This window comes from Bradyrhizobium elkanii WSM2783 (assembly GCF_000472865.1).
GTDB lineage: Bacteria > Pseudomonadota > Alphaproteobacteria > Rhizobiales > Xanthobacteraceae > Bradyrhizobium > Bradyrhizobium elkanii_A.
Window position 1 is genome coordinate 1 of record NZ_AXAP01000077.1, and the last position, 14,914, is coordinate 14,914.

Sequence of the window (14,914 nt, forward strand, 5' to 3'; positions counted from 1 at the left end):
ATATCACCCGTGCCGGATGATCTTGTCCGATCAGGCTGTCGATATCGACCGCTCGCAGTTCGACCTGGTCGCGCACCGGCTCGCGCAGCCGCGGCGCACCGCGCCGCACTGCTTCGGCCTGTGGCTCCGCTTGTTCCGGCAGCTCTCCAAACAACTCGTCACCAGCCATCATCCCCCTCCTGCAAATCAATCCGCGAAGAGAATCACAGCTGCCACGCGCCCGATATAAAAAGATTCACAGTCTCGTAGGGTGGGCAAAGCGGAAGCGTGCCCACCATCGCGAGCGGAATGTCTGGTGGTGGGCACGTCGCTGCGCTCCTTTGCCCCCCTACGCGTTCGCCCGCGCAATCGAGCTAATTGCTCGTCCCCTCATTATCGTCCAGCGCCTTGAAAGCCTCCTCGAGCTGCGGCGAGATCGCGACGTTGAGGCGTTCGCCGGTGGGAAGCCGCGCGATGAACCATTTGTTGTAGAGCGGGATCAGGTCGCGGCCGGAGCCGAGCTTGCGGAAGGTGCGCTCGACCACGTCCTTCAACTGCGGCTCGCCCTTGCGGTACATGATGCCGTAGGGATCGTAGGACAGGTAGTCGCCGACCACGCGGAACCTGTCCTGCGACTTGTGCCGCGCGATCAGGCCGTAGAGCAGGATGTCGTCAGTCGCGAACGCATCCGCCTTGCCGTCGGCCAACATCTGGTAGGACTGCTCGTGATCGGGCGACGTCACGATATTCAGCCCGAGCGAGAATTTCTTGTCGACATTGTGCATGGCCTGTTCGTTGGTGGTCCCCTTGGTCACCACCACCGTCTTGCCGTTGAGATCGGTCACGCCCGAGATGGAAGAGGTCTTCGGCACCATCAATTTGGTGCCGGCGACGAAGATCAAAGGAGAGAACGCGACCTGCCTGGCCCGCTCGGCATTCGCCGTGGTCGACCCGCATTCGAGATCGACCTTGCCCTGCACAACAGCAGGAATGCGATCGTCGGAGGTGACCTTGACGTAGTCGATCCTGAGGTTGGGGTCGTCGACCTCGACGCCGATCTCCTCCACGATCGCCTCGCACAGTTCGAGGCTGTAGCCGATCGGCCGGTTGGATTGATCGAGGAAAGAAAACGGCGGCGAGCTCTCGCGGTAGCCGAGCCGCACCACATGGGTGTTCTTGATATTGGCGAGCGTCGGGCTAAGGCCCTCGCTTGCCGTCTGGGCAGCCGCGGCGGTGGCGGCTAGGCTCGCCACCAGGAGCGCCGCACCCGCGGCCAAGCTTCGGGCGTGATGCATGCACCCCTCCCATCAATGGCCGGCCATCACCGCACCCGGCACCGCATCGGACGGCACCGCATCGTCAGGCCCAAGCTCGTGCTCTTCCTTCAACTCGCCTTCCCACTTGGCGACCACGGCGGTGGCGAGCGAATTGCCGATCACATTGGTGGCGCTGCGGCCCATGTCGAGGAAGGTGTCGATGCCCATGATCATTAGCAGGCCCGCCTCGGGAATGCCGAACTGGCTGAGTGTCGAGGCGATCACGACGAGGGAGGCGCGCGGCACGCCGGCGACGCCCTTGGAGGTGATCATCAACGTGGCCAGCATCGCGAGCTGGGTGCCGAGCGACATGTCGATATGATAGGTCTGCGCGATGAAGATGCTGGCAAAGGTGCAGTACATCATCGTGCCGTCGAGATTGAACGAATAGCCGAGCGGCAGCACGAAGGCCGAAATCCGCGCCGAGGCGCCGAAGCGGTTCAATCCCTCCAGCGTCTTCGGATAGGCGGCCTCCGACGAGGCGGTCGAGAACGCGATCATCAATGGCTCACGGATCAGCCGCAACAGGTGGCTGTAGCGCGGCCCGATCACGATGAAGCCGACGACGACCAGGATCGCCCACAGGATCAGGAGCGAGACGTAGAAGCCGCCCATGAACACGACGAGCTTCCAGAGCACCCCAAGTCCGTTCTTCGACACCGTCGCCATGATCGCGGCCCACACCGCAAGCGGCGCGAACAGCATCACATAGCTCGTGACCTTCAGCATGATGTGGGCGAGGTCGTCGATCAGGGCCATGATGGGCTTCGCCCGCTCCGGCATTGCGCCGAGCGCGACCGCGAAGAACACCGCGAACACCACGATCTGCAGGATCTCGTTCTGCGCCATCGCGTCCGCGATCGAGGTCGGCACCAGGTGGATCAAAAATTTCTCAAATGAAAAGGCCGAGACCGGCAGGCCGGTCGACTGGGCTTTGTCGGGCAGCGTGCCCGGAAAGTTGGCGCCGGGCTGCAGCAGGTTGACCATGACGAGGCCGAGCAGGAGCGAGACGAAGGAGGCGCTGACGAACCAGCCCATGGTCTTCGCGAAGATGCGCCCGAGCCGCGCGCCACTTCCCATATGCGCGATGCCGCCGACCAATGTCGCGAACACCAGCGGCGCGATGATCATCTTGATCAGCCGCAGGAACAGCATCGCGATCAGGTTTACATCGGCCGCGATCTCCGCCCGGCTGTCGGGCAGGAAGTTGTAGACGAAGGCACCCATCACGATGCCCAGCACCATCGCGATGAGGATGTACTGCGTGAACCTGCTCGACATGCTCTTACTCCCGTAAGTCACCCGGCAAGCGATGGAGTGTGGCAGATTTACGCAGGCGCGCAACACGCTTTCGCTCTGTGCGGGCAGAGCTGCATGTTCCAGTTGTGGAATAGACACGCGGGGATTAGCGTCATGGCAGCGCACAATCTGTGCAATCTGGCGCGCAACGCGCACGCAGTTGCATCGGGATTGACCAACAAGGGAGGGACACCATGAGCGAAGCCAATAATCGTCAGATCCTGCTGGTGGAGAAGCCGACCGGGAGGCTCGGACCTGAGCACTTCAGGATGGTCAATGGCAGCATCCCCGAGCCGAAGGAGGGCGAGGCCCTGCTGCGGCTGCGCTATCTCTCGCTCGATGCCGCCAACCGCGCCTGGATGCACGGCGCGACCTACCGCGCCGCGGTCGAGGCCAACACCGTGATGTCCGGTGGCGGCATCGCCGAGGTGGTGGCGTCTAAGGCCTCAGGCCTTGCGCCGGGCGACATCGTGTTCGGGGACACCGGCTGGCAGGATTATGCCGCGGTGCAGGCAAAGCATCTGACCAAGATGCCAAAGCTCGAGCCGATGACGCATTTGCTCAGCGTCTACGGCATCGCTGGCCTCACCGCCTATTTCGGCCTGCTCCATGTCGGCAAGCCCAAGGAAGGCGAGACCGTCGTGGTCTCGGCAGCCGCCGGCTCGGTGGGCTCGATCGTTGGACAGATCGCAAAAATCAAGAGCTGCCGCGTGGTCGGCATTGCCGGCGGCAAGGACAAGTGCCACTGGCTGACCAACGAACTCGGCTTCGACGCCGCGGTCGATTACAAGGACGGCGGCACCTACAAGGCGCTACGGTCGGCTGCGCCTGATGGCATCGACGTCTATTTCGACAATGTCGGCGGCGACATCCTGGAGGCTTGCCTGCCGCAGATGAACAATCGCGGCCGCATCGCCTGCTGCGGTGCGATCTCGCAATATGACGGCGTCCCCTCCGCTCACGGCCCGCGCGGCGTGCCCGGATTGATCGTTGTCAAGCGGCTGATCATGCAGGGCTTCATCGTGATGGACTTCATGGACCAGCGCGACGCTGCGCTCGCCGACCTGCAGTCCTGGGTCGCCTCCGGCAAACTGAAGGTGCAGGAGGACGTGATCGACGGGCTGGAGAACGCGCCGGCCGCGCTGATCGGCCTGCTCGCCGGCGAGAACCGCGGCAAGCGCATGATCCGGGTGCAGGCCTAAACACATTCGCCCGTCGTCCCGGCCTTGAGCCGGGACCCATACCGCGCTGCGCCATCAGTTTGGTAAGGTGGGAGAGGCTAATCCATAACCACGCAGTCCTGTGGTTATGGATCCCGGGTCAAGCCCGGGACGACGGGGGATAGGGTCTTCTACGGCACGACGCTCGGCGTTTGCGGAACGGCCTGCGTAGCCGGCGCCTTTTCCTTGCGCGACTTGCGCCAATTCTCGAAGCCCTGCACCACAACGAAGAACGCGGGCACGAACAGCACGGCAAGGCAGGTCGAGGCGATCATGCCGGAGAACACGGTGATGCCGATCGACTTCCGCGCATTGGCTCCGGCGCCGGTCGCGAGCACCAGCGGCACCACACCGAGGATGAAGGCAAAGGACGTCATCAGGATCGGGCGGAACCTGGCGCGTGCCGCCGCGATCGCCGATTCGATCAGCGGCTCGCGGCCTCGCACGTGATGCTCGAGCGCGACCTCGACGATCAGGATCGCATTCTTCGCCGACAGTGCGATCAACAAGATGATGCCGATCTGGGTGTAGAGGTTGTTGTCGATCCGCAAGGCTGACAAGACCAGCATCGGGCCGAGCAACGACAGCGGCACAGCGAGTATCACCGAGATCGGCGCATACCAGCTCTCATACTGACCGGCCAGCACCAGGTAGACCAGCAGTAAGGCAAGGCCGAATGCATAGTAGATCTGGTTGCTGACTGCCTTCTCCTGATACGACATCGCCGTCCACTCAAAGCCCGTACCCGGCGGCAGCGTCTTTGCGGCGATCTGCTCCATCAACGCCATTGAGTGTCCCGAGCTGTAGCCCTGCGCCGGCAGGCCGATGATGGAGGCGGACGGATAGAGATTATAGAGGCTGATCAGCGACGGCCCGACCGACGGCGTGATCGTGGCGACGGTGCCAAGCGGGACCATTTCGCCCTGGCTGTTGCGCACCATCAGGTTCTGGATGTCGCGCAGGTTCAGGCGGAATTTCGAATCCGCCTGCACATAGACCTGGAAGGTGCGGCCGAATTTGTTGAACTGGTTGACGTAGCTCGCGCCGAGATAGCTCGACAGCGTCGAGAAGATCTGATCGGTCGTGACGTTCAGCGTCTGGGTCTTGGTCCGGTCGACCTCGACGTCGTATTGCGGCACCATGGAGCGGAAGGACGAGCTGACCCGCTGCAGCGCGCTTTGCGTCTGCGCATTGGCGACGACCGCGCCGGTGATCGCCTGCAGCTTCGCGTAATCGGCATTGCCGTCGCGGAGTTCGACCTGCATCGCGAAGCCGGCGGCATTGCCGATGCCCTGGATCGGCGGCGGCGGAATCACCAGGATGCGCGCCTCCTCGATCTCGGCCAGCTTGTCGTTCAGCCCGAACACCAGAGAGCGCAGATCCTCGCCGGGCCCGCGCTGGCTCCAATCCTTCAGGATCAAATAAGCGACGCCGGCATTCGTCAGGCTCGAACTGTTGTCGAGCGCGGAGATGCCGGCGATGGAGACCACCTGCTGCACGCCGGGCGACTTGCCGGCCATGTCGCTGACCCTTTCGAGGACACGTTGTGTCCGATCCAACGCAGCGCCGTCGGGCAATTGCACTGCAGCCAGCAGATAGCCCTGGTCCTCGATCGGGATGAAGCCGGTCGGCACCCGCGACAGGCCGTAGCCGGCAAGACCGATCAGGATCAGCGCAGCCAGGACCGAAACATTGCTGTGCCTGACCAGCCCGCCGATCAGCCGCGCATAGCCGCGCTCCAGCCGCTCATAGAGGGCATTGAAGCCGCGGTAGAAGACATTGCGCTGCTCCAGCGGCACCGGCCGGCGCAGCCACAGCGCACACTGCGTCGGCTTCAGGGTCGCGGCATTGATGGCGCTGATCAGCGCAGTCGCGGCAATCACCAGCGCGAACTGCGCGTACATGCGCCCGGTGAGGCCCGGCAGGAACGCCGCCGGCAGGAACACCGAGATCAGCACCAGCGTGATGCCGACGATCGGCGCGAACAATTCATCCATCGCCTTGATCGCCGCATCGTGGCCGGACAGGCCGCGCTCGATATTGTGCGCGGCGCCCTCAACCACGACGATGGCGTCGTCGACCACGATGCCGATCGCCAGCACGATCGCAAACAGGGTCGAGAGGTTGATGGAAAAGCCGAGCGCCGCCATCGCCGCGAACGCGCCGATGATGGTCACCGGCACGGTGGTCGCCGGCACCAGCATCGCGCGCCAGTCCTGCAGGAAGACGAGGATCACGATCAGCACCAAGAGGCCGGCCTCGATCAGCGTCTTGTAGACCTCGTTGATCGAGGCCTGGACGAAGATGGTGGTGTCGAACGGCGTGTCGTATTTGATGTCCTGCGGGAACTGCTTGGCCAGTTCCACCATCTTCTTCTCCACCGCCTTCTCGACCTCGAGCGCGTTGGCGCCGGGCGACAGGAACACGCCGATGCCGGTGGAAGGCTTATTGTTGAGCGAGAAGATCTGGCTGTAGGTCTGGGCGCCGAGCTCGACCCAGCCGACGTCGCGGACGCGGGTGACGTCGCCGACGTTTCCGGTCTTGACGATGATGTTCTCGAACTGGCTCGTGTCATCAAGCCGGCCGGCAACGTTCAGCGTGTACTGGAACGCCTGGCCGGGCGGCGTCGGCGGCATGCCGACCTGTCCCGCCGTGACCTGCTGGCTCTGCTGCTGGATCGCCTGGATGACGTCCTGCGGCACCAGATCGCGTGCCTGCAATTGGTTCGGATCGAGCCAGACCCGCATCGAGTATTGGCCGGCGCCGAACACGGTGACGTTGCCGACCCCTGACAGCCGCGACAGCTCATCCCTGATGCTGATGGTGGCGTAGTTGGAAAGGAACAGGCTGTCATAGGTCTTGTTCGGCGAGGTCAGCGTCACGAACAGCAGGATCGAGGTCGACCGCTTCTGCACCGTGACGCCCTGGCTCTGCACCGACTGCGGCAATTGCGACAGCGCGCTCGACACCCGGTTCTGCACCAGCACCTGCGCGAAATTGAGATCGGTCCCGATCTTGAAGGTGACGGTCAGCGTATAGGTGCCGTCGGCGCCGCTGTAGGACTGCATATAGAGCATGTCCTCTACGCCATTGACCTGCTGCTCGATCGGCAGCGCGACGGTGTCGATCACGGTCTTGGCGGACGCGCCGGGATAGCGGGTCGTCACCTGCACGGTCGGCGGCACCACGTCGGGATATTGCGCGACCGGCAGGTTGAACAGCGCTACGCCGCCGATCAGGATCATCAGGATCGCGATGACGTTGGAAAGGACCGGCCGCTCGATGAAGAATTTCGAGATCATGGCCGCCCCCTCACTTCGCCGATGCGGAGGCTTCGATCTTCTGCAGTTGCGGATCGACCTTCTGGCCGGGGATCGCGCGCAACAATCCGGCGATGAGGACGCGGTCGTCCGGCTTCAGCCCGCTATCGATGACGCGCAATTCGCCTTCGAGCTGTCCGGTTTCCACCTTGCGCTGCTCGACCACGTTGTCGGCGTTGACGACCAGCACATAGCGGCCGGCCTGGTCGCTGCCGAGCGCGGTAGCAGGCACCAGCAGCGCGTCCTGCTGCTGGTCATAGGGCACGCGGACGCGGACAAAAAAGCCCGGCAACAACGTGCGGTCGGGATTGTCGAAGATGCCGCGCACCGGCAGTGTGCCGGTCGACTGGGTGAGGATCGGCGAGATGTAGTCGAGCTTGCCCTTGTGCGGATAGCCGGTCTCCGTCTGCAGGCCGACCTCGACCGGCAACTGACGCAGCTCGGCCACGGAGAGACCACGCCGCCTCGCGTCCTCGCGGATGCGCAACACGTCCTGTTCGTTGACGCTGAAATTGACCCAGATCGGATCGAGCTGGACGATGCTGGCAAGCTGCGTCGGCGAAGTCGAGCCGACGAGTTCGCCGACCGAGACGAGGTGCGCGCTGACGATACCGTCGAACGGTGCCGTCACATTGGTGTAGCCGTAATTGACCTCCGCGATCCGGGTATTGGCTTGCGCCTGCTGCAGGCTGGCCTGGGCGTTGTCGCGATTCGCCGTCGACGTATCGAGCGTCGCCTGCGAGACCGCCTGTCGCTGCACCAGGTCGATCTGGCGCTTGAAATCGGTCTCGGCCTGCTTCAGCGTCGCTTGCGCGCCCACCTCCGCCGCCTTTGCCTGCTCGAGCTTCAACTTGTAGGTCTCAGGCTCGATCGTGAACAGCGTGGTGCCTTGCTTGACGAAGGTGCCGTCCTGATAATCGATCGACTGCAGAAAACCCTGCACGCGCGCCACCAGGTCGACGCTCTTGACCGGCGCGGTAGTGCCGGTTGTCTCCAGGAAGCGCGTGATGCTGCGCTGCACTGGAATGGCGACTTCCACCTTTGGCGGCGGCGGTGGCACGAAAGTATTCTGCTCGCAGCCACTTAAGCCAACGAAGGCAGAGAGCAGAAAACCGATACGTAGCAGGGGCGTGACGGCCGGCCGCGCGCCATCGTTCGATCTGCAACAGGCCGATGGGTGCGCAAGCTTCATTTCCGTGCACCAGTTCAACTTGCCCCGCAAGAGGCGTTCATCCGGAGACGACTGTCGCGATGCATCCATAGCAACAATTGGCTTGCAGTGGAACCCGAAACAGAAAATGATACCGCGCACAAAGATTGCCGTACCAGACCTTTCAAGAGCGACCTTCTTCAAGAACGAACTTCGCAAGAATGAACTTCGGTTGAAGCGGCGGCTTCCGTCGACAACAAAGGGTTTGCTTACATGATCAAGACATTGAAACGCGCATGCGGGCGCGCCCTGCCGTTTTCCGTCGTGCTGTTTGCGACCGCAGCGCTCGCGCAGGCGCCGAGCGAGGCCCAGCGTGAGGCGATCAAGTCGCAATGCCGCAACGATTACATGGCGCATTGCTCCAGCATTCCGCCCGGCGGCGAGGCTTCGCTGCAATGTCTGCAGAAGAACATGTCGAGCTTGTCTGCAGGCTGCGCCGGTGCGGTGCGTGCAGTAGAAGCACCGGCCGCACCGAAGGCGGAGACGGCGCCGGCCCCTACCAAGACCGAGGCGCCGGCGGCGGCAACCAGCGCAGCGAAGCCGAAAGCGGCGGGCACGCAGGCCAAGCCGACCGAGGCGCAGGTTTCCGCGATCCGCAGCGCCTGCCGTTCCGACTATCAGAAGGTCTGTCCCGGCGTGCCGACCGGTGGCGCCCCAGCGCTACGATGTCTCGAGAAGAACAAGGCGAGGCTCTCGCCCGCTTGCGTTGAGGCAGTTGCGGCCGCGAGTGGTAGTGCGGCGCCAGCGGCAGGCGGCGGCTCCACTGCTGCGGCTACCGTACCGGCGGCGCCTGCGGCAGGGATCGTACTGCGGCCCTTGCGTCCGCGCGAAGAACTGCTCGTTGTGCGGTCGGCCTGCGGCGCCGACGTACGCTCGCTGTGTGGCGGCGTTGCGCCGGGAGGCGGCCGGATCGCGCAGTGCCTGGCCTCGAATGCCGCCTCGCTGTCGCCCGCCTGCAAGGAAGTGCTGGGACAGTTCGCGGCGCGGTGAGCCCGCCGCGACCGGCCCGCTCCGCGCAGCGGAACACGAGAACAAGCTGAATCAGGCTGACCGAAACTTTCCGGTGGCGCTGCGCGCGCCCTCCGGATAGTCTAGGCGCAAAATCGTAAGTACACTGTCAATCGGGAGGAATATCGTGCGTATCGCCGTGATCGGCGGAGGTCCCGGCGGCCTCTATTTCGCCTATCTCTGGAAGCGGCGGCACCCGGACGCAGTCGTCGAATTGTTCGAGCAGAACCCGGCCGGTGCGACCTGGGGGTTCGGCGTCGTGTTCTCGGACCAGGCGCTGGAATTCCTGCGCGCCGACGATCCCGATACGGTCGACGCCATCACGCCAAACATGGAAAGCTGGAAGAACATCACGCTCAACCTGCGCGGGGAGAGCGTCGAGATCGACGGCGTCGGCTTCTCCTCGATCGGCCGACTTGCGCTGCTTTCCCTGTTGCAGGAGCGCGTCCGCGCGGTCGGCGTCACCCCGCAATTCGAAAAACCGATCCAGTCGGTCGACGCGCTGCAAGGCTATGACCTGATCGTCGCCGCGGACGGGCTGAACTCGCTGGTGCGCCGGAGTTTTGAGGGCGACTTCGGGACCTCGCTGTCCTATTCGTCCAACAAGTTCGTCTGGTACGGCACCGCGAAGCGGTTCGAGACGCTATCGCAGACCTTCGTCAAGACCGAACGCGGCGCCTTCAATGCCCACCACTATCGCTATTCGCCGACCATGAGCACGTTCCTAGTCGAGTGTGACCGTGCCACCTGGCACGCCTATGGCTTCGCCAACAAGGACGCCGATCACGCCAAGGCCGTGTGCGAGGAGGTGTTTGCCGAGACGCTCGGCGGACAGCCGCTGATCTCGAACAAATCGCTGTGGCGCAACTTCCCGTGGATCTGGAACGAGCACTGGTCGTTCAAGAACATGGTGCTGATCGGCGACGCCCTGCACTCGGCGCATTTCTCGATCGGCTCCGGCACCCGCCTTGCGATCGAGGACGCGATTGCGCTGACGAAGGCGCTCGAATCCGAGGCGCATGTCTCCACCGCCCTTCACCGCTATGAAGCCGAACGCAAACCGATCGTGAAGAAGCTGGTGACCGCGGCGCGCACCAGCGCCGACTGGTACGAGAAATTCCCCGAACACATGAAGCTCGACCCGATGGATTTTGCCTTCAGTTACATCACCCGTTCGGGACGGATCGACGACGCGCGGCTGCGCACGATGTCGCCGAACTTCATGGCAGGCTACGAGGCATCGAGGAGCAAGTCGTGAACGAGATCGCCGACCAGGTACCATCGGACAGTCCAGGCGCGCGCGAGATCGGCTTTGCGCTGTCCGAGCGCTACAACGCAAGCCGCATCCTGTTCGACAATCTCGCGCAGGGCCGCGGGGATTTGACGGCGTTGACCGGCCCGGCGGGACAGCGAACCTACCGCGAACTCTGCGCCGACGCCGCGCGCTGGGGCCATGGCTTCGCTTCTCTGGGCCTGAAGCGCGGCGATCGCATCCTACTGTTCCTTGACGACACCCCCGCCTATCCGGCGGCCTTCTTCGGTGCTATCGGCGCCGGCTTCGTGCCGCTGCTCATCAACACGCTGACGCCGCCGGACCTCCTGCAGTTCTATCTTTCGGACGCGAGCGCGACGATCGCGGTTGCCGATGCCGAGTTCTGCTCGCGCTTCAGCACTGAGGCCTGCAAGGACACGCCGCTGCAAACGCTGATCGTGGTCAATGGCGCGGCCGGCGAGCATGCCGCGCCGCAGGCGCTGCTGGCCGATGAATGGCTGCCGCGTTTTTCGACCGAGCTCGCCACAGCCGACACCCACCGCAACGAGATGGCGTTCTGGATGTACTCCTCCGGCTCGACCGGCCGGCCGAAGGGCATCGTCCATCTGCACCACGACATGGCCTATAGCGAGCAGGCATTCTCCCGCAGCGTGCTGAAGCTGACGCCCGGCGACGTCTGCTTCTCGGTGCCGAAGATTTTCTTCGCCTATGGCTTCGGCAATTCCATCACTTTCCCGTTCTCGGTCGGCGCCGCCACGCTGCTCTTGCCCGGCCAGCCGAAGCCGGCATCGATCTTCGCCGCGATCGAGCAGTATCGTCCGACCGTGTTCTTCGGACTGCCGACACTCTACACCGCGCTGACCAAGGCCGACGGTGCTGACAAGGCCGATTTCTCCTCGCTGCGCATGGCGATCTCGGCCGCGGAGGTGCTCTCGGCCGACGTCTTCAACGGTTGGAAGGCACTGACCGGGCTCGAGATCATCGAAGGTCTCGGCTCGACCGAGGTGCTGCACATCTATCTCTGCAACCGCGCGGACAGGAAGAAGCTGGGCGCTGCGGGCGTACGCGTCCCCGGCTACGAGATCCTGCTGCGCGACAAGGACGGCCGCGAGGTCGCCGACAACGAAGAAGGCATTTTGTGGGTGCGCGGCGATTCGAACACGCCGCTGTACTGGAATCGTCCCGACAAGACCGCCGAGACCGTGCGCGATGGCGGCTGGATCTACACCGGCGACCGCTTCGTCCGCGACCGCGACGGCTTCCATTTCTTCCGCGGCCGCGCCGACGACCTGATCAAGATATCAGGCCAATGGGTCTATCCGCTGGAGGTCGAGCTCTGCCTCGCCGATCATCCCGACGTGCGCGAATGCGCGGTCTTCGCCGCCGAACTGCCTGATAGACGCATGACGCTGAAGGCGGTCGTGGTGATGAACGACCGCGCGTTCGGTGTGGAGGAGACGGCGAAGCGGCTGCAGGATTACGTGAAGGCAAAGCTGCTGCCGTACAAATATCCGCGCGAGATCAAGTTTATTGACGAGCTGCCGAAAACGGGAACAGGCAAGATCGACCGGCAGGCGGTGATGAAGATGTAATATCCGCTTACGCAACTGCCCAGCCTCCCCCCTTGTGGGAGAGGCCGGAGCGCATGTAGCGAAGCGGAATGAGATCCGGGTGAGGGGTCGCGGTCTATCGAGGGACAACGACTCGCGGAGGCATACCCCTCACCCGGAATCCAAGCTGCGCTTGGATTCCGACCTCTCCCACAAGGGGAGAGGTGGAGCTTGCCGCACGGACATCACGTCACATCAACATTCGTGGTTATGGGTCCCGGGTCAAGCCCGGGACGACGGCGGAGTATGTGGCGCGAGGATCATACTCCCAACCCCGTGCCGCCATAGAGCCAGGCGAGATCCTGGTAATAATCCTCGGACGTCTTCGCACCCATGATGGCGTTGCGGAAACGGGCGTGGTCGCCGGCGGGGTGATAGATGTGCTCACCGATCGCGCGCGACCAAAGCTGCACCTGCGCGGTGCGCGGGAAGCGTTGTGCTCGGTAATGCTCCAGCGCGACTGCGTGGTCGTCGTGATGCGACAGCATGTGCGACAGACACACCGCATCCTCCATCGCCTGGCATGCGCCTTGCGCGAAATATTGCAGCATCGGATGCGCGGCATCGCCGAGCAGCGCGACGCGGCCGTCGACCCAGCGCTCGTTCGGATCGCGGTCGCACAACACCCAGAGCCGCCAGTTCTTGCCGTGACGGATGATGTTTTGCGCACGCGCGTGGACGTGCCGAAAGCCCTGCATCACCTCTTCATCGCTGACCGGCTTTCCCGCGACCGGCTCCGGCGCGTCGTTGTGATAGGTGACGACGAGGTTGAATACCTTCCAGTCCGACAGCGGATAATGCACGATATGGCATTTCGGCCCGGCCCACAGCGTCGCCGCGTTCCAGCGCAGATCCTCCGGCATCTCTTCGGTCGGGATCACCGAACGGTAAGTGGTGTGGCCGGACACGCGCGGCGGCCCATCCGATGTGACCTGCTTGCGGATGTTCGACCATAAGCCATCAGCGCCGATCAGGAGCCGGCCGGTGACGCGCTCGCCATTGGCGAGCTGCGCGGTGACCGAGGCACCGTCCTGCTCGTAGCCGGTCACCTCGCTGCTGACGCGCAGCTCGATCAGTTCGTGCTCGCGGCAGGCGCGCAGGAACACGCCATGCAAATCGCCGCGATGCACCACGGCGTAGGGATTGCCGAACCTGGTTCGGAACGGCTCGCGCAGATCGACATGGGTGATCTCCTCGGCGGTGAGTGCATCCATCAGGCGGAGCTGGTCGATATAGACGGCCATGCGCCGTGCGGCCTCGCCGACGCCGAGATAGTCGAAGGCATGGAACGCATTCGGGCCAAGCTGGATACCGGCGCCGATCTCGCCGAGCGAGGCAGACTTTTCCAGCAGGATCGAGCGAATGCCCTTCTGCGCAAGCCCGAGCGCCGCGGCAAGGCCGCCGATGCCGCCACCTGCGATCAGGACCGGCAGGTCGCCCTTTGCCATTAGCCCGACTTCCCGAGATGTTCGAGGGCGTCCTCGGCGCGCAGCGGCACGCGCGAGGCCTCGTTGTTGAGATCGACGAGCTGCGCGAGCAGCGCCATCAGCGTCTTGCGGTCGGCAGGCTTGAGCGGCTGCAGCATCCGCGCCTGGGCACGGTCAACCACGGGCATGATCTCGCGCAGCAGCGAAGCGCCCTGCCGGGTGATGGTGAGCAGCTTGACGCGCTTGTCGTCGGAATCGGACTTGCGCTCGATCAGACCCTTGGTCTGCAGCCGCTCGATCACATTGCCGAGCGTGGAGCGGTCGAAGGCGATCACGGCGGACAGCCGCGTCGCATCGATGCCGGGATGGGTGTGGATTGCGATCAGCGCGGCATATTGCACCGGCGTCAGGTCGAACGCCCTGCACTCCTCGACAAAAATCGAGACAGCGATCTGCTGCATCCGCCGGAACAGATAGCCGGGCGCGGTATAGACCGCGTCCATGGTAACAAGGGTTGGCTTGTTATTATTCGGCATCGCCTTGCTTGTCCGGAGCGGCGTCGGCAAACGCCCTCATTGCCTTGGCCGCGGCTTCCGCCTTGAGCAGCCGCGGAAAAGCGCTGACATCGACGCCGAAGCGCCGCGCATTGGCAAGCTGCGGCACCAGGCAAAGGTCGGCCAGCGTCGGCATAGCGCCAAAGCAGAACGGCCCCGCTTCGCCCGCAGCCAATATCTCGCAGGCCGAAAGCCCCTCGCGGTTGGCCCAGGCCGCCCATTCCGTTACCTTTTCTTCAGGCAGGCCAAGCTGTCGCAGCCGCGCCAGCACTTTCAGGTTTTGCACCGGATGGGTGTCGCAGGCGATGGCCTGCGCGAAGGCGCGGACTTTTGCGCGCTGCAGCGAATCCGTCGGCAATAGCGGCGGTTCTGGATGGCTCTCGTCAAGCCATTCGATGATGGCGAGCGACTGGGTCAGTATCGCGCCTGCGTCGCTTTCCAATGTCGGCACCAACCCTTGCGGATTGATTGCGAGATAAGCGGGCGCGCATTGTTCGCCTTTGCGAAGATGATGCGGCAGATGCTCAACGGTGAGCCCCTTCAGGTTCAGCGCGATCCTCACCCGATACGCGGCGCTGCTGCGGAAATAGCCGTGCAGCTTCATCGGAACCTCCCTGGTGTCTTCTGATTTTCTTCAAGTTGACGCTAGCCATATTGTCAGTATGCTGTCAATCAGCGAACAAGATAGAAATGGACGG

Annotated in this window: 11 protein-coding genes and 1 pseudogene; 4 read left to right on the plus strand and 8 right to left on the minus strand. The window is 63.7% G+C overall.

The features are described 5' to 3' along the window. The 3 genes and pseudogenes from YY7_RS61075 to YY7_RS0138990 all read right to left on the minus strand — a co-directional run. A pseudogene (locus YY7_RS61075) lies at positions 1–172 on the minus strand (IS5/IS1182 family transposase); the annotation flags it as partial. 181 nt (positions 173–353) lie between these two features. Next, the gene (locus YY7_RS0138985) at positions 354–1,274 is read right to left on the minus strand and encodes an amino acid ABC transporter substrate-binding protein (RefSeq protein ID WP_028167896.1); all 921 of its coding nucleotides are present in this window, start codon (positions 1,272–1,274) and stop codon (positions 354–356) included. A 12-nt stretch (positions 1,275–1,286) separates the two neighbouring features. Next, the gene (locus YY7_RS0138990; RefSeq protein ID WP_028167897.1) at positions 1,287–2,576 is read right to left on the minus strand and encodes a dicarboxylate/amino acid:cation symporter; all 1,290 of its coding nucleotides are present in this window, start codon (positions 2,574–2,576) and stop codon (positions 1,287–1,289) included. A gap of 212 nt (positions 2,577–2,788) precedes the next feature. Between YY7_RS0138990 and YY7_RS0138995 the strand changes: the two genes are divergently transcribed. After that, positions 2,789–3,796 carry an NADP-dependent oxidoreductase gene (locus YY7_RS0138995; RefSeq protein WP_028167898.1) on the plus strand — a complete coding sequence of 336 codons (1,008 nt, stop codon included), beginning with the start codon at positions 2,789–2,791 and terminating at the stop codon, positions 3,794–3,796. A gap of 149 nt (positions 3,797–3,945) precedes the next feature. On the opposite strand, the gene YY7_RS0139000 is transcribed toward YY7_RS0138995, so the two are convergent. After that, on the minus strand, positions 3,946–7,116 hold the full coding sequence (locus YY7_RS0139000; protein ID WP_028167899.1) for an efflux RND transporter permease subunit: 3,171 nt from the start codon (positions 7,114–7,116) through the stop codon (positions 3,946–3,948). Positions 7,117–7,126: 10 nt separating this feature from the next. Beyond that, positions 7,127–8,326, minus strand: a complete 1,200-nt coding sequence (locus YY7_RS0139005) for an efflux RND transporter periplasmic adaptor subunit (RefSeq protein ID WP_028167900.1) — start codon at positions 8,324–8,326, stop codon at positions 7,127–7,129. 231 nt (positions 8,327–8,557) lie between these two features. Between YY7_RS0139005 and YY7_RS0139010 the strand changes: the two genes are divergently transcribed. The 3 genes from YY7_RS0139010 (at position 8,558) to YY7_RS0139020 (ending at position 12,217) form a co-directional block, all read left to right on the plus strand. After that, positions 8,558–9,334: a cysteine rich repeat-containing protein gene (locus YY7_RS0139010; protein ID WP_028167901.1), complete on the plus strand. Its 777-nt coding sequence runs from the start codon at positions 8,558–8,560 to the stop codon at positions 9,332–9,334. A 145-nt stretch (positions 9,335–9,479) separates the two neighbouring features. After that, a complete protein-coding gene (locus YY7_RS0139015; RefSeq protein WP_028167902.1) occupies positions 9,480–10,610 on the plus strand; it encodes an FAD-dependent monooxygenase in 1,131 nt (376 codons plus the stop codon). Next, the gene (locus YY7_RS0139020; RefSeq protein ID WP_196237403.1) at positions 10,607–12,217 is read left to right on the plus strand and encodes a benzoate-CoA ligase family protein; all 1,611 of its coding nucleotides are present in this window, start codon (positions 10,607–10,609) and stop codon (positions 12,215–12,217) included. The genes YY7_RS0139015 and YY7_RS0139020 overlap by 4 nt, the downstream gene beginning before the upstream one ends. 278 nt (positions 12,218–12,495) lie before the next feature. Here YY7_RS0139020 and YY7_RS0139025 read toward each other — a convergent pair whose 3' ends face one another. From YY7_RS0139025 to maiA, 3 genes are read right to left on the minus strand one after another with little or no spacing between them, the layout of a single operon-like run. Next, the gene (locus tag YY7_RS0139025) at positions 12,496–13,683 is read right to left on the minus strand and encodes a 3-hydroxybenzoate 6-monooxygenase (RefSeq protein ID WP_028167904.1); all 1,188 of its coding nucleotides are present in this window, start codon (positions 13,681–13,683) and stop codon (positions 12,496–12,498) included. Then, the gene (locus YY7_RS0139030; RefSeq protein WP_028167905.1) at positions 13,683–14,198 is read right to left on the minus strand and encodes a MarR family winged helix-turn-helix transcriptional regulator; all 516 of its coding nucleotides are present in this window, start codon (positions 14,196–14,198) and stop codon (positions 13,683–13,685) included. The genes YY7_RS0139025 and YY7_RS0139030 overlap by 1 nt, the downstream gene beginning before the upstream one ends. Then, the gene (gene maiA / locus YY7_RS0139035) at positions 14,188–14,820 is read right to left on the minus strand and encodes a maleylacetoacetate isomerase (RefSeq protein ID WP_028167906.1); all 633 of its coding nucleotides are present in this window, start codon (positions 14,818–14,820) and stop codon (positions 14,188–14,190) included. The genes YY7_RS0139030 and maiA overlap by 11 nt, the downstream gene beginning before the upstream one ends. Positions 14,821–14,914: the final 94 nt, after the last annotated feature.